At 64.5% G+C, this 20175-nt stretch carries 19 protein-coding genes and 4 pseudogenes; 12 read left to right on the top strand and 11 right to left on the bottom strand.

Annotation, left to right across the window (positions count from 1 at the left end; genetic code table 11):
* Positions 1–699: 699 nt before the first annotated feature.
* The 4 genes from AC5Y4F_RS20075 (at position 700) to AC5Y4F_RS20060 (ending at position 3654) form a co-directional block, all read left to right on the top strand.
* Positions 700–924: a hypothetical protein gene (locus AC5Y4F_RS20075; protein WP_499998089.1), complete on the top strand. Its 225-nt coding sequence runs from the start codon at positions 700–702 to the stop codon at positions 922–924.
* A gap of 298 nt (positions 925–1222) precedes the next feature.
* Positions 1223–1939 carry a cutinase family protein gene (locus tag AC5Y4F_RS20070; protein WP_067932504.1) on the top strand — a complete coding sequence of 239 codons (717 nt, stop codon included), beginning with the start codon at positions 1223–1225 and terminating at the stop codon, positions 1937–1939.
* 94 nt (positions 1940–2033) lie between these two features.
* Positions 2034–3038 carry a glycoside hydrolase family 6 protein gene (locus AC5Y4F_RS20065; RefSeq protein WP_499998026.1) on the top strand — a complete coding sequence of 335 codons (1005 nt, stop codon included), beginning with the start codon at positions 2034–2036 and terminating at the stop codon, positions 3036–3038.
* 139 nt (positions 3039–3177) lie between these two features.
* On the top strand, positions 3178–3654 hold the full coding sequence (locus tag AC5Y4F_RS20060; RefSeq protein ID WP_499998024.1) for a CAP domain-containing protein: 477 nt from the start codon (positions 3178–3180) through the stop codon (positions 3652–3654).
* 73 nt (positions 3655–3727) lie between these two features.
* Here the strand turns inward: AC5Y4F_RS20060 and AC5Y4F_RS20055 are convergent, their stop codons facing one another.
* Genes AC5Y4F_RS20055 through AC5Y4F_RS20035 form a run of 5 tightly spaced genes read right to left on the bottom strand, consistent with a single transcriptional unit; the run spans position 3728 to position 7116 of the window.
* On the bottom strand, positions 3728–4717 hold the full coding sequence (locus tag AC5Y4F_RS20055; protein ID WP_067932500.1) for an aromatic/alkene monooxygenase hydroxylase subunit beta: 990 nt from the start codon (positions 4715–4717) through the stop codon (positions 3728–3730).
* 3 nt (positions 4718–4720) lie between these two features.
* Positions 4721–5032, bottom strand: a complete 312-nt coding sequence (locus tag AC5Y4F_RS20050; protein WP_067932498.1) for an MmoB/DmpM family protein — start codon at positions 5030–5032, stop codon at positions 4721–4723.
* Positions 5029–5364, bottom strand: coding sequence for a Rieske 2Fe-2S domain-containing protein (locus tag AC5Y4F_RS20045; protein WP_499998021.1), 336 nt, complete (start codon positions 5362–5364; stop codon positions 5029–5031). Before AC5Y4F_RS20045 ends, AC5Y4F_RS20050 begins: the two co-directional genes overlap by 4 nt.
* Positions 5351–5602, bottom strand: a complete 252-nt coding sequence (locus AC5Y4F_RS20040) for a toluene-4-monooxygenase system B family protein (protein WP_067932494.1) — start codon at positions 5600–5602, stop codon at positions 5351–5353. Before AC5Y4F_RS20040 ends, AC5Y4F_RS20045 begins: the two co-directional genes overlap by 14 nt.
* A gap of 5 nt (positions 5603–5607) precedes the next feature.
* Positions 5608–7116, bottom strand: coding sequence for a ferritin family protein (locus tag AC5Y4F_RS20035; RefSeq protein WP_499998018.1), 1509 nt, complete (start codon positions 7114–7116; stop codon positions 5608–5610).
* A gap of 246 nt (positions 7117–7362) precedes the next feature.
* On the opposite strand from AC5Y4F_RS20035, the pseudogene AC5Y4F_RS20030 reads away from it, so the two are divergent.
* Positions 7363–7491 (top strand): annotated as a pseudogene (locus tag AC5Y4F_RS20030) (carbonic anhydrase); the annotation flags it as partial.
* Between the two features lie 26 nt (positions 7492–7517).
* A complete protein-coding gene (locus tag AC5Y4F_RS20025; protein WP_369829685.1) occupies positions 7518–8087 on the top strand; it encodes a MarR family winged helix-turn-helix transcriptional regulator in 570 nt (189 codons plus the stop codon).
* A 91-nt stretch (positions 8088–8178) separates the two neighbouring features.
* On the opposite strand, the pseudogene AC5Y4F_RS20020 reads toward AC5Y4F_RS20025, so the two are convergent.
* The 4 genes and pseudogenes from AC5Y4F_RS20020 to AC5Y4F_RS20005 form a co-directional block, all read right to left on the bottom strand.
* A pseudogene (locus AC5Y4F_RS20020) lies at positions 8179–8397 on the bottom strand (DUF4185 domain-containing protein); the annotation flags it as partial.
* Positions 8398–8453: 56 nt separating this feature from the next.
* Positions 8454–8699 (bottom strand): annotated as a pseudogene (locus tag AC5Y4F_RS20015) (putative alpha/beta hydrolase); the annotation flags it as partial.
* A 73-nt stretch (positions 8700–8772) separates the two neighbouring features.
* Positions 8773–9906, bottom strand: coding sequence for a cellulase family glycosylhydrolase (locus AC5Y4F_RS20010; protein WP_067932488.1), 1134 nt, complete (start codon positions 9904–9906; stop codon positions 8773–8775).
* A gap of 268 nt (positions 9907–10174) precedes the next feature.
* Positions 10175–10657 carry a TM2 domain-containing protein gene (locus tag AC5Y4F_RS20005; protein WP_067932486.1) on the bottom strand — a complete coding sequence of 161 codons (483 nt, stop codon included), beginning with the start codon at positions 10655–10657 and terminating at the stop codon, positions 10175–10177.
* A 132-nt stretch (positions 10658–10789) separates the two neighbouring features.
* Between AC5Y4F_RS20005 and AC5Y4F_RS20000 the strand changes: the two genes are divergently transcribed.
* The 5 genes from AC5Y4F_RS20000 to AC5Y4F_RS19980 all read left to right on the top strand — a co-directional run bounded on the left by AC5Y4F_RS20000 (position 10790) and on the right by AC5Y4F_RS19980 (position 15253).
* Positions 10790–11176 carry a DUF2237 family protein gene (locus AC5Y4F_RS20000; RefSeq protein ID WP_067932483.1) on the top strand — a complete coding sequence of 129 codons (387 nt, stop codon included), beginning with the start codon at positions 10790–10792 and terminating at the stop codon, positions 11174–11176.
* A gap of 93 nt (positions 11177–11269) precedes the next feature.
* Positions 11270–12541, top strand: coding sequence for a sulfotransferase family protein (locus AC5Y4F_RS19995; protein ID WP_499998015.1), 1272 nt, complete (start codon positions 11270–11272; stop codon positions 12539–12541).
* A gap of 14 nt (positions 12542–12555) precedes the next feature.
* Positions 12556–13794 (top strand): MBL fold metallo-hydrolase, encoded by a 1239-nt coding sequence (locus AC5Y4F_RS19990; protein WP_499998013.1) that lies wholly within the window; start codon positions 12556–12558, stop codon positions 13792–13794.
* On the top strand, positions 13791–14270 hold the full coding sequence (locus AC5Y4F_RS19985) for a VOC family protein (RefSeq protein WP_067932477.1): 480 nt from the start codon (positions 13791–13793) through the stop codon (positions 14268–14270). Before AC5Y4F_RS19990 ends, AC5Y4F_RS19985 begins: the two co-directional genes overlap by 4 nt.
* An 11-nt stretch (positions 14271–14281) precedes the next feature.
* Positions 14282–15253 carry an LLM class flavin-dependent oxidoreductase gene (locus tag AC5Y4F_RS19980; RefSeq protein WP_499998086.1) on the top strand — a complete coding sequence of 324 codons (972 nt, stop codon included), beginning with the start codon at positions 14282–14284 and terminating at the stop codon, positions 15251–15253.
* Between the two features lie 43 nt (positions 15254–15296).
* On the opposite strand, the gene AC5Y4F_RS19975 is transcribed toward AC5Y4F_RS19980, so the two are convergent.
* On the bottom strand, positions 15297–16520 hold the full coding sequence (locus tag AC5Y4F_RS19975; RefSeq protein WP_499998011.1) for a cytochrome P450: 1224 nt from the start codon (positions 16518–16520) through the stop codon (positions 15297–15299).
* Positions 16521–16670: 150 nt separating this feature from the next.
* On the opposite strand from AC5Y4F_RS19975, the gene AC5Y4F_RS19970 reads away from it, so the two are divergent.
* Entirely contained in the window at positions 16671–19958 is a 3288-nt protein-coding gene (locus tag AC5Y4F_RS19970; protein WP_499998009.1) for a LuxR C-terminal-related transcriptional regulator, read from the top strand.
* On the opposite strand, the pseudogene AC5Y4F_RS19965 reads toward AC5Y4F_RS19970, so the two are convergent.
* A pseudogene (locus tag AC5Y4F_RS19965) lies at positions 19912–20175 on the bottom strand (GntR family transcriptional regulator); the annotation flags it as partial. The gene AC5Y4F_RS19970 and the pseudogene AC5Y4F_RS19965 sit on opposite strands and share 47 nt — an antisense overlap.

The raw sequence follows: 20175 nt of genomic DNA, 5'->3' as shown, positions 1-20175 counted from the left end.
TCCCGAAAGAGGTTGCAGCCTGGACCCACACTGGCGATTTCGGAAACCACGATCAGGCTCCATCGGCGAGTTTAGTCGGGCGTTGCGCCACAACAGGTGTGCTACGTGCGGCATGGCATGACACCAAGGCTCTTGGTTTCTCGGATGTTCCGACCTTCGTGTGGTGGGTGTCGTCCGCGAGCGGCGAGCTTGGTTTTGGTCGAGTCCTGCGAGACCTTTTGGTACTTTCGTCTGAAAATTGCCTCCAGAACGTCGGCTCTCAAGCTAGCCTCCCTAGGGGTACTCGGGACTGCCACAACAGATCGTTGCAAGGGGACTCAGGGGAGTTATGCGAATGGTCCGTTCGGTGCTCGTTGGCACTGCAATTTTCATCGGAGGCACTATCGGTACGGCGCCCGTCGTCAGCGCACAACCGCTCTCGGTGGTGGCACCGCTGTCGCCGATGGCCCCATTTCCGTCGTGCGGCGGCTACACAAATGCCAACGGGCAATGCGTGCCCTCGCCAGACCACACACGGAGCAACCTTCCCGACGCAGATGGCACATACAGCCACTCCCAACACAAGCAAGGGTCAGGCTCCTGGCACGGCGGGACAGGTCGGTCGAAATAGGTCACGCTTAAATGGATTTAGACACACGGCGTCGTATGCCGCCATCGTGTACGCAGACCAATACCCGGCAGCGACAGCCAGTGACCTGAATACGGGTCACCTGCCGTACCTATATTTCCTCTGGGACCGCCCGCTTCAACACGACGAATGAACCCAACGGAACACTATGGGCGTGGGGCAGCAATGATGTCGGCGAGCTTGGAACCGGCGTGATCGGTGACAATGGGCCTGCCCGTGTGACGAGCATTGACCACGTCGTCGCATATGCCGCGGGCTCTGGCCACAGCCTTGCTATCGCCCATCAGAGCGGTTAATGACCGCACAAGTGTGGGGATTACTAGACGAGAGCTTCCCGGAGAACGGCGTCAAGCCGGTGCGGACCAGCTGGCGGTGCCAAGGTGGTGGACAAACCGGGGAGCGCCCTCGACGTCCGTTCCGCCCGTCGCGTTCATTCGGCAGCGATCCGCCACGTCTATCGACGGCAGCGGGGAACCTCAGCGGTTTCAGATTTGCTAGAAGCTGGCTGATCATTGTGTCTGCAAATTTGTGTCCGGCACCGTCTGCGGCCGAAAAGTCGCGGTTTAAAAATCACACTTAAGGGAACACGGCGGCATGATTGCACGTCACAGCTCTAGTTTCCTTGCTGCTGCAGTAGCCGCGGCGTCGAGTGTTGCCGCTGGGGTGCTCGTGTCCGCCGTCCCCACCGCCGTCGCAGATCCGTGCCCGGACGTTCAGGTGGTGTTCGCCCGCGGCACCGACGATCCACCCGGCCTCGGCCCGACCGGACAGGCTTTCGTCGACTCGTTGCATTCGAGCATTGGTGCTAGGTCGTTCGACGTATATCCGGTGGATTACCCCGCTACCCACGACTGGACGAACGCGGGAGAGGCCGGCGTCAGAGACGCGGGTGCGCACGTCGTTTCGATGGCGCATAACTGTCCCAACACCAAGATGGTGCTCGGCGGTTACTCCCAAGGCGCGGCCGTGATGGGCTTCGTCACCTCGCCTGTCGTACCGGACGGGATCGATCCCGCGGCAGTGCCCAAACCATTGGATCCGGAAGTGGCCAACCACGTCTCCTCCGTTGTCCTCTACGCCTTGCCCAACGAAAAGGCGATGAAGTTCTTCGGCGAGCCGCCCGTCGTCATCGGGCCGCTCTATGCGGCCAAGACCATCCAGGTGTGCGCTGCCCAGGACCCGATCTGCTCCGAGGGCATGAATTTCGCCGCACACGACACGTATTCGACCAACACGGCAGTGATCGGCCAGGGCGCAGCCTTTGCGGCCAATCTGCTTGGCGGAGGTCCAGGCGGGGCCGGATCGATGTAAGCCGGTGGCCCCGGCCATCTCCAGAACGACCGAACCATGGATCGGGGCGTCGACGATTGGCGCTGGATGACCGCGAGCCACTAACTTCTCTGAGGTGAAGGTCTCCGCTGCTGGTGCAGTCGCGCGATGGATCGTCCCCTTGCTCACGGTTGCGGCCGTCACCGGCATTGCACAATTCGGCGGCCCTGACCAGGTTCGTCCTGCCCCGGCGGTGCGCCTGGTTGCCGACGGGGATCCGTTGGCCGGGGCGCCGTTCTACGTCAACCCCACGTCGGCCGCCATGCGCGCCGCGCAGAGCGCCGATCCGCCAAGCCCCGAGCTGACGGCCATCGCCAACACACCGCAGGCCTACTGGATCGTCCCGGGCTCGTCGGCGGGAACGGTCGGGAAGTATGTCGGCGATGCCACCGCTGCGGGCGCCATCCCGATCCTCGCGCTGTACGGAATCCCCCACCGCGACTGTGGCAGCTTCGCCGCCGGCGGCATGAGGTCGGCCGATGACTACCGAGGCTGGATCGACGGCATCGCGTCCGGTGTGGGCGCCTCCCGGGTGGCGATCATCGTCGAGCCCGATGCGCTCGCCATGGCCGACTGCCTGTCGGGTGATCAGCGCCAAGAGCGCTTCGACCTGATTCGCTACGCCGTCGACACGCTGACCCGGGATCCGAACGCGGCCGTCTACGTCGACGCGGGTCACCTGCGCTGGCACAGCGCCGACGACATGGCCGCCAGGCTCAACCAGGCCGGTGTCGGCCACGCGCGGGGTTTCAGCGTCAACACTGCGAACTTCTTCACCACCGAGGACGAGATCGGTTACGGCGAGGCGATTTCCGGGCTCACGAATGGTTCGCACTATGTAATCGACACGTCTCGCAACGGTGCCGGGCCGGCGCCCGACTCCGACCTGAACTGGTGCAACCCCAGCGGTCGTGCGCTCGGCACCCCGCCTACCGCGGCTACTGCGGGCGCGCATGCCGACGCCTACCTGTGGATCAAACGTCCCGGTGAATCCGACGGGACGTGCGGCAAAGGTGATCCACCGGCCGGCAACTTCGTGAACCAGTACGCCATCGATCTAGTTCACAACGTCGGCCACTAGGAGCGGCTCGCGTCGGACCCCGCGGTCATGCGCCATGTCAGCGGCGCCGACGGATTTGCGATTCGTCATCGTTCTTGGTTGACAACGGATAACATTTGGATACCAAAAGCAGTCCAACGGGCGCATGGCACGAGGCATCATGGCCAGGAACGTCGAGAGCATCGCCGTCATCGCGATTTGTACTGCCTTCGTCACGACTCCCGGAACCTTATCCAACTTCCCAGCGCGCGCGGACGATTCGGGGACCGTGCTGTACAGCGGAGTCAACCAGCTTCGTCAGGGATGCGGGCCTATCAGTGACGATCCGCGGTTGGCCGAAGCGGCCCAGCGCCACGCCGACGACATGCTGCGCAGCGGGGTAAACGGACACATCGGTTCGGATGGCTCTTCGCCGCAGGCGCGCATCACGGATGCGGGCTATCGGAGCAGGTACTCGGGCGAGATCGTCTTCTGGGGCACCGGATCCGCCGCGAATCCCAACAAAGCCCTCGATATGTGGATGCAAAGTCCCCCACACCGTACGATCATCCTGAATTGTGCATATAACGCGGGCGGCTTCGCCACCGCCTGGGACGGCAACAAGATGACCGCCGTCGGTGACTTCGCGGCGTCGTAAAATACGCTGCACCAAGCCGTTTCGTTTCGCATCATCCGGGGCAGTAACGGTGTCTACGGAGTGGTCGGTGTGACTAGCCCGCCCACTCGTCGGTGAATGCGGCGACGGAGCGCGCGACCCGCTCCCGGGTAGCGCCGGGATCCGGCAGGGCGTCGGCGAGGCCGGCGACGGCCCGGTCGGCGCGGGGGCGCCATTTTTCGATCCAGCCGTCGATGACCGCACCGTTGGTGGAATTGGCGGTCAGCGCGTAGCGGGCGAGTGCGGCGCTCCAGGCTTGGTTGCGGGTGGTATCGACGCCGGATTCCTGCAGCAGCGCCGCCGTCAGGCCGTCGCCACGGTCGGTCGCCAGCGCGACGAACGCCTCTTTGAACAACGCGTCGAGCGCTGGTTTGACCACCAAGTTCAGCGCGGTGAAGGCCTCGCCCCAGTCGTAGGCCAGCAGCAGGCGTTCCAGCGTCTCGCGGGCGGGCTGCCAAGCCTGGTCGGTCTCCCAGGTTCGCCGAGTCGCTTCGGTATTGGCCAAATGCGTGCCGTGGGTGAGCGACAGCGACTTGGCACGGTAGGCGATCCACTGCAATGCCCGTAGTTCGTCGGCGGCTTGGAAGAACGCCGCGTTGGTGATGTACGCGCTCGGCGCGAGCTGTCCGACGTAAAGGCTGGTGATCTGCAGGACATGAAACAAGTAGCGGGCGGGCACGTAGATGCGGGCGAGGGTCTCGATCCAGGCGGGATCGAGCTTGCCGTCGCCGTCGAGTGCCTCGTAGTGGTCGACCACGCCCTCGGCGTAGACCTCGCGGTCGTGTTGCAGCGCGATGTAGCGGCGGTAGTTCAGCGCAGCCGGATCTCGGAAGCCTTCCCAGCTTTCGGCCTGCAGTGGTGAGCCTTCGCGATGTTTTAGATACCAGCGGTTGATGGCGCTGCCGGGATCGAGGTCGAAGGGAGCCGGCCGGCGGTTGAAGTGATAGTGGAATCTGCCGGTGACGGCTTCGTACTCGGTGGGTTTGCGCCGGGTGTCGCCGGCGATGCTCCAGGTCTTGAGTGGTCGGGTTTTCGCGGCGGTCATGTGTCAGTCCTCTCGATCCAGGTACCAGTGCAGTTCGTCGTCGCCGATGTAGCGGATACGGCCGGCGAATGCCACCAGTGCCGGCTCCAGGGTGGCCAGCGGGAACGGTTGGCCTGCAGCTGATTCCAGGCTCGCGCGGGTGACGCGCAGGAATCGCGGTGCGTGGATGCGGACATAGCCGCCGTGGTCCTCAATGGTGATGGCGGCGTTGGGATTGTCGGAGACGACGGCGTCGGCCAGGGCGGCGACGATGTCGGGGTCGAAACCGCGCACGACCGGACCGACGAGTTTGTCCTGTTCTGCAGCGGCGGTCATCGGTGGTCTCCTTCGGTGAGCGACACGGCGATCTGGTCGCCGTCGAGGCGAACCGGGTGGGTGTGCAGCCGGCAGTCGGCCGGGTTCACCCCGGCGCCGCTGGCGAGGTCGAATTCCCAGCTGTGGGCGCTGCACGTCAAGATGTCGCCGTCGACGTCGCCGTCAGCCAGCGGGAACCCGGCGTGCGGGCACAAACCGTCATAGGCGCGGATTTCTCCGCTGCGCAGGTGGGCGAGCAGGATCGATCGACCCCCCACCTGGAATTCCGCCACCTCGCCCTCCCAGAGATCATCGAGGGTGGCCACCGGGGTCCAGGTGCTAGCGCTGGTCATAGAACACCTCGACGTGGTCCAGTGGCCCGACTCCGGACGCCCCGATTCCCGCTTTGGGGTCCAGCACGTTGCCGTTGTGCCGCAGCCGGATTGGGGCATCGCGTTCGGCGACGCGGTGACCGACCACGTGATGGGCGATCGCTGCGCTGACAGCTTCGACGCTGTCGGCGTCATCGACGGGGATGAGCAGTTCGAGCACGTCGCCCTCGAACAGAGCAGTCAGGGGAAGCAGCGCCACGATTGTCAGCCCTTCGATCCGTGGCGTGCACCGTTGCGTGCCCACCCGTAGTTGTCGGCGTCTTGGCCCTGTTCGTCGGCCGACAGCCCGAAGTACTGCAAGACGGTGCCGAGGTCGGGTGGGCTGATCTCGCCGGACAGGACCCGATCGATCAGCGACTGGTGGCCGGCGAACCGGTCGGGCCGTTGGGTGAAGATCCACCGGCACGGCTCCGAGCAGAACAGGTACTTGCGGTCGTTGTGCACGTGCGTCAGTGGAGCGGCATCGGTGTGCGCGCCGACGATCACCCCGGCGGCTCGCACGATCGGCAACTGGCACAGGTTGCAGGTGATCGGCAGCGTCTCAGGCAGGGTGGCGTCGATGTCGCCGTCGCGGATGTTGTCGGTGATGACATCCCACTGCTTGCCGAAATCGCGGTTCCAGCCCGGGTACTTCTCCTCCAGCCACAGCCGCTCCGCCTCGGAGACGCCCGCGTCGGGGTTCCACCACACGGTGGGCCGGTAGTACCACACACCCAAATGGATGGCATGGTGATACCAGGTCAGCTCGTCGATGAATTCCTGCCAGTACCAGGGGAATTCGAGCCCGTAGTCGCGGAACTGGTCGGCGAACTGCTTGACCACCCAGTCCTCGATGAATTCTTTGAAACTCATCCGCCGGCTCTTTAGCGGCGTGTAGTAATCCATCGACAGACCCGTCAGCAGAGCGAAGATGCGCCACGACCGCCAGAACATGTGGTCGATGAGGAACTGGCCCCACTCGGCCTCACCGTTGTCGGTGAGCACCTTGATCGTGGGCTCGCCCTGCTGGGCGTGGCGGGCCTCGTCGGTCTGGATGGAGCTGATCAGCGCGCCGAATTCCAGATCGCCGACGTCGATGGCGTCGGCGGCCATGCCGAGGAACTGCAGGTTGGTGAACCCGGTCTCCAGGGTGAAGGTCAACTGCAGCGCGATCGACAACGCGTCGTTGGCCACGAACATGTCGTCGAACAAGTAGCGCACCGCGAGCACGATCCAGTTGTTGGTGTGAAACGCCTTGAGTGCCCAATCGCCTCGCGGCTCTTTGGCGAGTAGGCCGTAGGGGAAGAACGCCTGGATCTGGCCATGGCGGACCTCGTCGAGGGTGCCGAAGGTCGCGGTGTTACGCCAGGCCGCCGAGCGGCCGAACCTTCCCATCCGCGCTTCACCGATGGACGCCAGGTATTCGGGCATGGTGATGGCGCCGTAATGCGCCACGATGACCGACTTCCATCCCGGGTCGAGTTGCTCGAACAGCTTCGATCGTCCGATGGCGTTCTTCAGCGAGTACGTCGTGGTGTCCTTGGTGACCTGATTGTGCACGTACTCGCGGTAACCGACTTTGTATGGCTCGTCCCACTTGAGCCAGGCCTCCGAGGAGACCCGGTGCGTGCCCGAAAGCTCTTCGGGAAACACTTCGTCCTCGGTGACGTAGCGAAGCGTCCAGTCGGTGTCGCGAGCCAGGTCGTACCAATCGCTGCGGGAAAGTTTGGGCATATGTCGTCCTCGGTCGGGCTTGAGCCGCGTTGAACTGCGTTGATGACGCGAATGAGACCATGATGCAATAAACCCCAAGGAGTCCTAAGCGTTACGATCACGGTGATTCGCAACGTCGGGTGCTAGGCGCGCCCCAAATACGCTGCGATGGCGGACGCCAACTCGACGGCAAGCACCGAGGAAGAGGTCACAGTGATGGTCACCGGCGAATACCTGGCCGACAACGCCACATATGCGGGCACGTTCGACCCCAAGGATGACGTCCGCCAGTCGCTGCGCCGTATCGAGGCCGGCCCGTTCGTCACCAAGCACGAATCCGTATGTGGCTTCGTCTTTGACGTCGCCACGGACAAGCTGAGCGAGGTTGTGTTCTGAAATCCGACGGCGCACGCCACCGAAGCCTGGACTCCAAGATCGTCGCCGCGCTCGACCGAGTCGGCGGCGCTCTGCACGTCCTGGCCAGGCGGGCCGCCGAAATACATGATCTGTCGAGCACCCAAATGCGGGTGCTCAGTTGGCTTTACGTCGGACCGCCGCCTGCGGCACGTAGCACAGCGCTGGCCCGCGAACTCAACGTGGCCGATCCCACCGTCAGCGACGCAATCGCCGCACTGGTCCGCAAAGGCTTGGTGGTGCGCACCCCAGACCCCGACGACCGCCGCCGCCACGGCCTGGTACTCACCCCGGCCGGCCGCAAAACCGCGACCGAGCTGGCACGCTGGACCGCACCTGCCGAGATCGCCACATCCAAACTCGACCGCTCCGAAGCCGAACGGTTGCTCGACACGCTCCTCGTTGTGATGGCCAAACTCCATGACGCACAGATGCTTCCCGTCGTGCGTGCCTGCAGCACCTGCGTCCAACTCGAAACATCCCAGACCGGTGCGCGCAGCTACCGCTGTAAGTTCTATGACACACCAATGTCTATCTCGGACCTGCGAGTCGACTGCGCCGACCACGTCGCCGTCTAGCTGCCGGTGCCTCGTGGGACGTTTTGCTGCCGCTGACGGCGGTTGCGAAGGTGGTGACGCCCACGTGCGTTTGTCTTCTTTACGACGCAGCTTCTGAAGCTACCTCCACCACTTCTCCCAGGTCCGCCGCCCCGATCCCTGGGATGCCTGGGATACCGCCGGTCCCGGCGATCGGGCCCAGGTTTCTTGCCTCACCCGGCTTCAACGGGCTTTGCATCCGGGTGTCGACCGTTGTCCGGGGGTCGCAGCCGGCGGTATCCAGAACGTCCATCGACTTCCGCAAAGTGTCTGAGTAGGCGTTGCGGATTGCTCGGTTTGTGCGCCAAGGGATTTGGTCACCCCGCTGTACTTCATCGGCGGCCTTGATGGGATGGCCACCAGCATGTGGTTCCAAGATTCGGTGAAGCGTCTCTGGGCCTCCTCGAAGGCGCGGTCGGCCTCGGCGGTGTGCCGCCCCGCGCCATGAACGGTCTCCGCCAGCAGTGAAATCTGAAGGGGGCTGCCGGCCTGCAGGCTCTGGTTGATCGCCCACGGATCGCCCCGCCCGACGCGATGAGCTCGGCCTCGCTCAGGTTTATCAGCTGCATGGTGCCGCCCGCCGCCGACAAACACCGACGCGCATCGCAGCCCGCTTCTGTGCTGGTAGAACCCTAATACCGGAACGGCGGCGGCGAACTCACCTGATTCAGGTCTGGCTGCCGGCCAGCTTTCGAACCGTCAGCGCTTCGATGTCTTGGAACGGTCGCCCCTCGGGCCGGATCAGATCGTGGAACCACACTTTAGGGACCGAGGTGTAAGGGTGATCCCATGAATCCCAGGGGAAGTAGGTCTGCGTCTTGCCGGCCACCAAACCCCAGTTGATCGCGCCGACGTTGTGGCGCTTTGCCACCGGCAGAATTGATTGGACGGTGCTGCCCTGGGGTCGCGCCATGTATTCCGTGCACAGGATCGGCCGGCCCAACGGGGTGAGTTCGTTGATCCGGTTCTCGAACCCAGCTGGTCCCGCGTAGGAGTGGAAGGTGATCACGTCGGCGTTGGCGAGCTGTATGTCACTGATTGCGCTGCGTCCCTGCGGCTGTCCCCAATCACCCCGCCACACACCACTTGTCAGCGGCTGGCTGGGATCCACGGCCCGGGCCCAGCGAAAGACCTGGGGGAGCAGGTTTGCGACCAGTTGCTCCTTGTCGCTTCGTTCGGCATTGCGGTACTGGCGCGCGGGGTTGTCGGGTTCGTTCCACAGGTCCCAGCCCAAAATTCGGTCGTCGTTGCGGAATTGGGTCATCACCGCCGTGACGTAGTCACGCATGACCGGGACGTACTTTGGATCACCGAGGCGTTCGGCGCCCGGGCTCTGCGCCCAGCCCGAGTTGTGCACGCCGGGCCTCGGCGCCCGCTGGCGCCCTGCGCGGGGTTGCGGATCCCAGCAGGAGTCGAAGAAAACCAACAGCGGTTTGATGCGGTGACGCGCCGCGATGTCGACGAATTGCCCGAGGCGAGTTTGAAAGCCGCGCTGGTCGGCCGCCCAAAGCTGATCGTGAAGGAACACACGTGCGGTGTTGTGGCCGTAGAACTGGGCCCAGCCAAGCTCGGTATCGATGCGCCGCAGGTCGAAGGTGTCAGGCTGGAACATCTCGAGCTGGTTGATGGCGCTCGCCGGAATGTAGTTCGATCCAACGAGCCAGCCCTGCGCTTGATACCAACGATTGGCGCGCTCGGGTGACCATCGGCCCGCTTCCTCCGCGGCGGCCCGCGGCATCCGGGCAACTGCGGCGCCCGCGGCCAATAACAGAGGGATTTTCAAGGCCGTACGTCGTTCCACGATGTGACGATAAGTTTTCGGGGCCATTTCCCTGGGATTTGCTCAGCGCGTCGCGACGACTTCAGATGACGATCGTTATGGTGCCGTCATGGGCATCCTCGAGCGGTGACCTTCGCTCGTCATCGTGACCAATCCGTGACCATCGGCCATCGGCGAGCCCACAGCGTCATGCCTGCCGGTGAGGTTAAAATGCGCCCCGACTGTGTACCAAATACGTTGTCGGGCAATCGATCATGAGAAGCCCCTAGGACGGCGGGCTCTCGGATGCCTACCGCAGCTTGCGACCGTGATTGTCTTTGACGTTGCCGGTGAAGATCATGATCGCGTCGACGATGGCCCAAACGATGCTGCCGAGCAGAACCGGCAGACCGATTAAACAGAACACGCTGAAGAGAACTCCGAACAGCCCAAGGCATAGCTGCGCCACCGCAATCTGAGTCGAGTCGATGTAGAAGCGACCGATTCCGAACATGCCAAGGAAAAGCTGAAGCAAGCCGGCGGTGGTGGCGGACTTATCCGAAAGCGGCAGCCCGGTAGCGTGGTCGCGCCCAAAGGGCGCCTGCGGGTCAACATGGCTTGGGTAACCGGGATGGCCCGGATAGCCGGAGTATCCGGGGTAGGCCTGAGGGGGCGGATACCCCGGCGGCGGCGATGGGGTGTGCGGATCCGGCTGCGATCCGTAACCATGCGGCCGCCATCCCCAGGGCGGCTCACCGGGCCCATTTAGGGGTTGGTTAGGCGGTGTCGACATCGCTTCGAGTTAACACGCCCGATGCGCAGGCGTCCACACCGGCGGGCGCCGCTAGCCACGTCGGGAAAACCCGATCAAGGCAGTCGGCGGAATCGCCTCAAACTTCACCCCCGGGAGCGCAATACTGAACGGGTGCCTGATCGAAATGTGTTAGGCGGTCCGCTGGAACCGTGCAGCACAGACCCGCTGACCGGCTTCTACCGCGATGGCTGTTGCTCGACCGGCCCTCAGGACCTCGGGCGCCACACAATCTGCGCGGTGATGACCGCCGAATTTTTGGAGCACCAGCGCTCCATCGGCAACGACTTGTTGACGCCGGTTCCCGAGTATCGGTTCCCCGGCCTGCTGCCGGGCGACCGCTGGTGCGTGACCGCGCTGAACTGGCTACGCGCCCACGACGACGGTTGTGCCGCGCCGGTGGTGTTGGCGGCAACTCACGAGAGCACCCTTGAGGTGGTACCGCTGGAGGCGCTGCAAGAACACAAGGTCGACGTTCCCGACGACCTGGCCAACCTGTAGCGCGACCGCGAGCGAGGCGGATGAGCGACGCATCTGCGCCGCGTCTAGCGTCTCTGTCATATCTCTCACCTGACGCGTCAAAGAGGGGTCCCGGTGGGTTCTGTGGCGGACGACATCGAATTCGACGACTTGACCGCGCCCCAGCTGACCGACGTGCAGCGCCGGATCCTGGAATTCACCGAAGCCGAGCCCGTCGACCTCGACATCGACAGGATGGTCGCGGAGGCGATCGAGCAGGCCGGCTTGACACCCGCAACCGCCGACCTCGACGACGCCGATGGCTTCATTGACCGCCTGCGGATGCACGTCGCCTCGATCGAAGCCGACGAAGGCCTGCGCCAGCTCACCCGGGGCTCGCTGCGCCAACGAATCGTGCGCCTGCTGCGCAACCGGTTGTCACTTACCGAGCTCATCCAGCGGTACCCCGAGATCGAATCCATCCCGATCGAAAAACCGTTCATCGTCGTTGGGATGCCGCGTTCGGGCACCACGCATCTGGTGAATCTCATTGCCGCCGATCCCCGCCGGCGTGCCCTGCCGTATTGGGAGAGCCAGGATCCCATCCCCGCCCCCGGGCAGGGCCCGGCTATCTGCGGCGTCGATCCCCGCTATGCGCGTGCCAAGTCAGAACACGATGCGTTGATGGCGAGCGCGCCGGTGGTAGCCGCCATGCATGACCGGTACCCCGAGGCGATCGAGGAGGAGGTCGAGCTTCTTGACCTCGATCTGGCCTCATACGTGCTGGAATGGCATGCCCGAGTGCCTGACTGGCGAGATTACTATCTGGGCCTCGACCAAACCCGGCACTATGCCTACATGAGGAAGGTGTTGCAGGCGCTGACCTTCCTGCGCGGGCCGCACACCTGGGTGCTCAAGAGTCCGCAGCACTGCGAGCAGCTCGGTCCGCTGATGGCGACTTTTCCCGACGCGACAGTGGCTTTCACCCACCGCGACCCCGGCGCGGTGATCCAGTCGGCGATCACCATGATGGCCTACTCGGATCGGCTGCGCCGCACCAGCATTGACCCGCAGTGGCTGCTGGACTATTGGAGTGACCGCGTGTACCGGCTGCTCAGCGCCTGCGTACGTGACCGCCAGCTGGTGGCGTCCGACCGCAGCATCGACATCAACTTCCACCAGTTGGGCGGCAACGAAATGGCGGTGCTCGAGCGGCTTTACCAGTGCGCGGCTGTCGACTTACCGCCCAAGGTGCAACAACGTTTTCAGCGCTACCTGGACGGTAATCCGCGCGGCAAACACGGCCGAATCCGTTATGAGCTGCAGCGGCATTTCGGCATCTCCGCGGACGAGCTCCGCAGTCGCTTCGACTTCTACTTCGACAAGTTCGACGTCCGTCCCGAATAGAGGAGCCACCAGCGATGTCAGAGCCTGTCTATCGGAACAGACCGGGCGCTGAGGCGATGCGCCCGGCGTCGGCCGAGCAGGCCGAACAGATCGCACCGGGCTTATGGTGCTCACCGGGCTTGTCCAACTCGTATCTGCTCACGACCACCGAGGGCCGGGTAATCGTCAACACCGGCATGGGCTTCGAGGGACCGGTGCATCGCGCCAACTTCGACGCCGTGGACTCCTCACCGGTGCGTTACATCATCTTCACGCAGGGCCATGTGGATCATGTCGGTGGCCTGGACAGCGTGCGCGATCCCGACACGACCGTTGTCGCGCAGGCGAATTGGAAGGCCTGGCGAGACGACAACGATCGGCTGATCCCGTACCGGGCCAGCCGCAGCGCTTTCGCCTTCAAGGACACCCTGGCCAGCGGTATCCACGCCATCCAACGGCGCTTGGGCACTACGCGGTTGCCCGGTCAGAGCGTGCCCGTCGTCGACATCGACTTCCACGACACCCTCTGGTTGGAGGTCGGCGGGCGGCGCATGGAGTTGATCTCCGTGCCCGGCGGCGAGACCACCGACTCGCTGGTGATCTGGCTGCCGGACGAGCGAGTCTGTCTGTGTGGAAACACGTTTGGGCCGCTCTTTGGCCACATTCCGAATCTCGTCACCATGCGCGGCGATCGCTATCGGGACGCGTTGGCGGCTATCGCCTCGGTGGAGAGGGTCCGCAGCCTGCAGGCCGAGGTGCTGGTGACCGGTCACTTCGAGCCGATCACCGGTGCCCAACGTATCGACGCGGAACTGACTCGGCTGCGCGACGTGATTCAGTGCATCCACGATCAGACCGTCGCCGGAATGAACGCCGGCAAGGACGTCCGCACCTTGATGCGGGAAATCGTCCTGCCCGCCGAATGCGAAGTGGGTCAAGGGTACGGCAAAGTGGCCTGGGATGTGCGGGCCATCTGGGAGAACTACTCGGGCTGGTTCCACCACGAATCGACCACCGAGCTATACCCCGTCGGATTCGATGCCGTCGCCGCCGACGTGGTCGAGCTTGCCGGCGCCGACGCGCTGCTGGATCGAGCCCGCGCGCACCTGGCCGCCGATCGCGCGTTGCATGCCATCCACCTTGCCGCGCTTCTCCCCGCGGACCATCCGGGGGCGCGCGAGGTGTTGCGGGACGCCCATGAAAAACTTCTCGCCAGCAGCACCAACTTCTGGGAAAGTGCCTGGCTTCGCAATCAGATAGCGAGGAACGCATGACGGCATTCGCACTACGGCCCGAGGACTTCTACCACACCGGCATCATCGTGCCCGACCTCGACGCGGCGATGGCCCGGCTGAGCGCGCTGGCCGGCTACCGCTGGATCAGCCCCGTGAGCTACACATTGCCGTTTCGCACGGTGAGCGGAACACAAGAGGTGACTTCGACTTTCGTCTACTCGCTGCAGCCTCCACACGTCGAGCTGATCAAAGAGGTACCAGGGACGGCGTGGACTGCGGCACCCGGCAACGCGATTCATCACCTCGGCTACTGGACGGACAACCTGGCCGAGAGTGCAAAGGTACTGGCGGACAACGGCTTCACCTTCGAAGCAACTGCCGACACCACACCGCCGGATTTAGCGCTATTCGCCTACTACGTGGACGCGGCGGGCACCCGCATCGAGATCGTCGATCGAGCACTGTTCCCGGACTTTCCTGCCTTCCTGCAGGCGGCGGCCGGGCCGGAAGCGTAGCGGAGCCGGACATCTTGTTGACGGTGCTGCGCTTCAACTTCGCGTCCCCGCACGGCGATCCACGCACTGAGGCCACGCTCTTGTCCGCCGCCCTTGAGCTCGGGGAGTGGGGGGAATCCCGCGGCATCACCTCGATCAGCGTCGACGAGCACCACGCGACCGGGCACGGGTGGAGCTGCAATCCGATCATGGCCGCGGCGATGTTCTTGGCCCGGACGTCGAAACTGATCGCCAGCGTCGATTGCGCACTGGGACCGCTGTGGAATCCCGTGCGGCTCGCCGAAGACATCGCACTCGTCGACAACATGAGCCGCGGCCGTCTGCACACCACCGTGGGACTCGGATATCGCCCCGTCGAATACGACTCCCTAGGAATCGATTTCGGGCGGCGTGGCGTGCTGATGGATGGCCTGCTCGAACGCATGCTGGCGGTCTGGTCCGGCGCTGATGCGGAAACTGGAATCTGCACCGGCACCTGGACGCGACCGCATCCACCGCTGTACGTAGGTGGCGGCACTCGTGCCACGGCGCGTCGCGCGGCCCGGTTCCGGCTGCCGCTCAGTTTGGCGGACCACTTGCCCGACATCGCCGATTACTACCGCGAGCTGTGCGCCGAGGCCGGCACGTCACCGTTCATCCTCATGCCGGGACCGGTCAACCGCGGAATGATCTACCTGCACGAGGATCCGGACAGGGCATGGGCCGAGCTGGGTGAACACATCCTCTGGGAAGCAGTCACTTACGGTCAATGGTCGACCGACCAGCGTTCGCTCATGCACTTGCCGGGTGTCCAGACTCTTGACCAGGTCAGGGCATCGGGACGATACCGCTTTCTCACTCCCGGCCAGCTGATCACGGAGGTGCGTGAGGCCGATGATTTCGGGCCGCTCGTCATGCACCCGTTGGTCGGCGGCATGCCGGTCGACGAAGCGTGGAAGTCGGTCCAGTTGCTCACGGACAAGGTCTTGCCCGCACTGACCTGACGCGTCGAAAGACGTTGGAATCAAGTGTGTTGGGATTCGCCTGTCAGGGGTCGAACGCGAGCGGGAGTGACGTCGGACCACTGATCCCCGCGGGGGGCTTCCACAGTGCAGGTCCGACCCGTCGAGGTTTGGCTATCCGTTGCGTGATCACCTGCAGCGCCTCGACGAGCTCGATTCGAGCCAGATGGACGCCGAGGCAGTAGTGGACGCCACCGCCGAAGGTAAGGACCGGCGCGGCGCCTTCGCGTGTGATGTCGAGGCGATCAGGGTCGTCGTAGATCGCCGGATCGCGATTGGCGGCGGCAGTGTTGACCATGACATATGCCCCTTGGGGCACCTGAACACCATCCAGGTCGACATCGCTGGTGGCGACACGCAGCGCGGCGAAGACGACCGGTGAGTAGCGAATGAGTTCGTCAACCGCCTTCGGTGCTAGCTCGGGATGGTCGGCCAGCAACGTCCATTGGTCCGGATGGTCACACAGCGCCTGCACCGCCGCCGCCAATTGGTTTCGCGTGGTGTCGGTGCCTGCGTTGAGAAGGATCGCAACAAGATTGACCAGTTCGTCGTGGGTGAGTCGGTCACCGTACTCTTCGACGCGGACCAGGTCGGAGATCAGATCGTCGCCAAGCGACCGGCGACGGCGTGAGATCAGTTCTTCGAGGTAAGCGTCGAGCTCCCGCCAGGCCCGCAGAATGGCATACTCCTCGGCCGCAACGTTGCCGCCGAACGCTTTGCTGAGGTCGTCGGCCCAGCGTGCGAAGAGTTGCCAATCTTCAGCCGGTGCGCCCACCAACGCGCAGATGATCGGAACCGGGTACTGCCTGGCGATGTCGCGGACCATGTCGCAGTGGCCGGCGGCGCGGTGCCGGTCGACCAGCTTGCTGATCACCTCGATGCACGCCCTGCGCATCCGCTCGGCCGCCCGGGGAGTGAAAGCCCTTGCCACCAAACAGCGCAACCGGTGATGTTGGTTTGGCTCTACCGACATGAGCGTCTGGCAGACCTTGTCCCAGACCGGTCCGGAGTTGATGCCCTGCACTACCAGGCTGATGCCGCGCGGTATGGCGAACCGCGAATCGCGCAGCACGGTGCGGGCCATCCGATAGTCGAGAATTTCGGGACCGAACTTACCGAGCGCGATCGGCGCCTGCCGGTGGGCTTGCCGGATGATGCGGTGCGCCTCGTCCGGGTCTGTCGCGTCGTGATACGCGAAGGTCGGCCACGTGCTGTCAAAGATGCTCGGTGCGGGAGTGGTGGTTGTCATGACGTCGACTATTGGTCGGCGCCGCCGCCAGTCCATCGGGCGAAATACCTAATTACTCTCGGGGTTAGACACCCACCTGAACATGGCCGCCAGGGAACATCAGCAATTTTGCTGATGTTCTGCGATCCGCAGCACCGCATGCTGGCTAGCATGAGCGAGACTGAGTGGAGCGACCTGGCCGTGAGCGAGCTGCCGACCGGAACCGTGACGTTGCTGCTGGCAGACGTCGAGGGCTCCACGCGCCTGTGGCAGACCCAGCCGGACGAAATGGCGGTTGCTGTCGCGCGGCTGGACCAGACGCTGACGGACGTGGTGGCGGCCCACGACGGAGTCCGCCCGGTCGAGCAGGGCGAGGGCGACAGCTTCGTGATCGCCTTTGCTCGCGCGTCCGACGCGGTGGCCTGCGCCCTGGACCTGCAGCGGGCCCCGTTGGCGCCGATTCGGCTGCGCATCGGCATCAACACCGGGGAAGTGCGCCTGCGCGATGAGGGCAACTACATCGGTCCCACGATCAACCGCACCGCCCGACTGCGCGATCTCGCGCACGGCGGACAGACGGTGTTGTCGGGTGCAACGGAACTGTTGGTCATCGATCAGCTTCCGCCGGACGTGTCGCTGGCCGACATGGGCAGCCATCCGCTTCGGGACCTGCCCCGTCCCGAAAGGGTTGTGCAGCTGTGCCACCCAGACCTGCGCAATGACTTCCCGCCACTGCGTACACCAAAAGCTCATGTCTCTCATAATCTTCCAACCCAACTCACGAATTTTGTTGGGCGCCAGTGGGAAATCCATGGCCTATGCGAAACACTGGCGACCAACCGTCTGGTCACCCTCACCGGAGCCGGCGGAGCGGGCAAGACGCGCCTAGCCGTGCAGGTCGCGTCGGCCCTCGCCGAGCAGTACGGCGACGGAATCTGTTACGTCGATCTGGCGCCCATCACCCATCCCAATGTCGTGCCGGTCGCCGCGGCACGCGCGCTGGGGCTGCCCGACCAGCCCGGTCGATCCACCATCGACACGCTGCAGCAGCATCTTCGCGACCGCCACATGCTGCTGCTGGTGGACAACTGCGAACATCTGCTCGACTCGTCCGCCGCGATGGTCGCTGGCCTCCTCGGGTCCGCACCGCGGCTGACCGTGCTCGCCACCAGCCGTGAGCCGCTCGGTGTGACGGGCGAAGCCGGTTGGCAGGTGCCCTCGCTGTCACTGTCCGACGACGCCATCGAGTTGTTCGCCGACCGTGCGCGGTTGGTTAGAAGTGGCTTCACCGTGAACGACGACAACGCCCGCGCGGTCACCGAGATCTGCCGGCGCCTGGATGGGATGCCATTGGCGATCGAACTGGCCGCGGCGCGCATGCGCGCGTTGTCGGTTGATGAGATCCTTGGCAGCCTGCACGACCGCTTCCGTCTGCTCACCGGAGGCGCGCGAACGTCGGTGCGTCGACAGCAGACGTTGCGCGCGTCGGTGGATTGGTCGCACGCCCTGCTCACCGATACGGAGCGGATCTTGTTCCGCAGGTTGGCAGTGTTCCTGGGTGGTTTCGACCTGGACGCAGCGCAGGCGGTCGCCGGAGTCGATGGTGTCGAGCGTTACCAGGTGCTGGACCAGCTCACGTTGCTGGTGGACAAATCGCTGGTGGTTGCCGAAAACAGCGGCGGAAGAACGCGATACCGGCTGCTCGAAACCGTGCGCCAATATGCGCTGGAGAAATTGGGGGAGTCGGGCGAGGCCGACGTGGTCCGGTCGCGGCATTGTGACTACTACACGGCGATGGCGGCGCTGCTCGACGCGCCGGCCCGCACTGACTACGCGCAGCGCCTAGATCAGGCGGAAGCCGAGATGGACAACCTGCGCAACGCGTTGGGATGGAACCTGGAGACATCCGATACCGAGCGCGCGCTATCGCTGGCATCCTCGCTCCAACCACTTTGGCTCACGCGTTTACGCGTGCTGGAAGGCCGGGCATGGTTCGACACCGTTCTCGGAGAGCGCGATTTGAACACTCTCGAGGTGTCCGCCTCGGTGCGTGCCCGGGCGCTCGCCGACGCGGCGGTGTTGAACATGTTTGTCGGCGGCAGCTTCGATCGGGCCGAGCGCGGGCTGGCGATCGCTCGCGAAGTCGGTGACCCGGCCCTGCTGGCAAGGACGTTGACCGCCTGTGGCTGGATCGCGGGCGCCGTCCATTACAACGCGGAGGCGGCCGCAAAGTACTACGCAGAGGCAATGGTGTATGCCCGCAGTTTGGACGATCGATGGAGCCTGAGCCGGATCCTCGCCTGGCAGGCGAACACCTGGGTGAGCGTGGGCGACCCGATCGCGGCCCGCACCGCCGGTGAAGAAGGTCGCGATATCGCGGATGCGATTGGCGACCGGCCCAACTCGCGGATGTGTCGCCTGTACCTCGCGTGGGTGCAGTTGATGGACGGCGACGTTGCCTCCGCCGTTGCCCGATTCCAGAGGGTAATCGCCGAGTGCGAAGCCGATCACGACGAGTTTCTCAAACCAATCGCAGGGATGGGTCTGGCTATGGCACTGGCACACCAGGGTGACGTCGATACGGCGCGCGCTGTGGTAGATAAGGCACTCGAGACCGCGTCGGACATGGATGAAATTTTCAAGGGAATGGGCCACGCGGCGTCGTCGGTGGCGGCGCTGGCCGCGGGCGACGTCCGCGCCGCTCATGACGCGAGCGAGCGGGCCTCGCACCACATCGGTGTGTCCCAACCCCAGATGGCAGTGGTGCAACGTGCCTTCAACACCATTGAAGTGGCGCTGGCGGAGGGCGACCTCGTGTTGGCGCGCAGTTTGGCCGACGAAGCGGCTTCGGTGGCGACGGGGTGGCACCTGGTGGCGGCGCTACTGGCCCGCGCTCGGGTTGCTATCGCAGAGCGCAGTCGAGGGAACGCAGAACGTGACGCCCATGATGCGCTTGCCTGTGCCGCCAGCTCTGGGGTTTATCAACCGCTTGCCGGCATCCTTGAATGCCTCGCCGAACTGGCCAGAGATATCGACACTCAGCAAGCCGCGCGCCTCTTCGGAGCCGCCGACGCCTTCCGCCAGCGCACCCAGAACGTGCGGTTCAAGGTCCATCAAGACAGCTACGATTCGTCGGTTGCGGCGTTGCGCGACGCGATGGATGAGGCGGACTTCGACGCGGCGTGGGCCGAAGGGGCGGCGTTGTCGACCGAGGAGGCGATCGCCTACGCGCAGCGTGGCCGCGGCGAGCGCAAGCGCCCGTCCAGCGGCTGGGCGTCGTTGACACCTGCCGAGCACGATGTCGTGCGCCTCGTCTGTGAAGGGTTGAGCAACAAGGACATTGCCAAGCGGCTGTTCGTCTCACCCAAGACCGTGCAAACACACCTCACCCACGTGTACACGAAACTCGGGCTCACGTCGCGCGTTCAACTGGCTCAGGAGGCGGCGCGCCGGGCGTGACCGCACGCTGCTCCAGCCGGTCGGCGAGCGAGCGTCCGGCGTCCAGCACGTGTCTTTCGGCGATGGTGCGGGCCCGTTCGGCGTCTTTGGCACCGAGCGCGTCGAGCGACTCCTGATGTCCGTCAAGCGAGTGCTTCTCATGCTCGGGGAACAAGATGAGGAAATTGCTCGGCACCACCCGGGCGGCCTGCTTGATCTGATTCAACAGCCCCGGCGA

It is taken from the genome of Mycobacterium sp. NGS56, assembly GCF_059812425.1.
Note: the sequence above shows the minus strand (reverse complement) of the source record. Positions and strands in the feature narration are given on the sequence as shown.

Coding starts and splice junctions, on each gene's coding strand:
- AC5Y4F_RS19990 (WP_499998013.1), top strand. CDS start 12,556: ATGTCAGAGCCTGTCTATCGGAACAGACCGGGCGCTGAGGCGATGCGC.
- AC5Y4F_RS20035 (WP_499998018.1), bottom strand. CDS start 7,116: ATGCCCAAACTTTCCCGCAGCGATTGGTACGACCTGGCTCGCGACACC.
- AC5Y4F_RS20005 (WP_067932486.1), bottom strand. CDS start 10,657: ATGTCGACACCGCCTAACCAACCCCTAAATGGGCCCGGTGAGCCGCCC.
- AC5Y4F_RS19970 (WP_499998009.1), top strand. CDS start 16,671: ATGAGCGAGACTGAGTGGAGCGACCTGGCCGTGAGCGAGCTGCCGACC.
- AC5Y4F_RS20050 (WP_067932498.1), bottom strand. CDS start 5,032: ATGACCGCCGCTGCAGAACAGGACAAACTCGTCGGTCCGGTCGTGCGC.
- AC5Y4F_RS20055 (WP_067932500.1), bottom strand. CDS start 4,717: ATGACCGCCGCGAAAACCCGACCACTCAAGACCTGGAGCATCGCCGGC.
- AC5Y4F_RS20070 (WP_067932504.1), top strand. CDS start 1,223: ATGATTGCACGTCACAGCTCTAGTTTCCTTGCTGCTGCAGTAGCCGCG.
- AC5Y4F_RS19975 (WP_499998011.1), bottom strand. CDS start 16,520: ATGACAACCACCACTCCCGCACCGAGCATCTTTGACAGCACGTGGCCG.
- AC5Y4F_RS20045 (WP_499998021.1), bottom strand. CDS start 5,364: ATGACCAGCGCTAGCACCTGGACCCCGGTGGCCACCCTCGATGATCTC.
- AC5Y4F_RS20060 (WP_499998024.1), top strand. CDS start 3,178: ATGGCCAGGAACGTCGAGAGCATCGCCGTCATCGCGATTTGTACTGCC.
- AC5Y4F_RS19985 (WP_067932477.1), top strand. CDS start 13,791: ATGACGGCATTCGCACTACGGCCCGAGGACTTCTACCACACCGGCATC.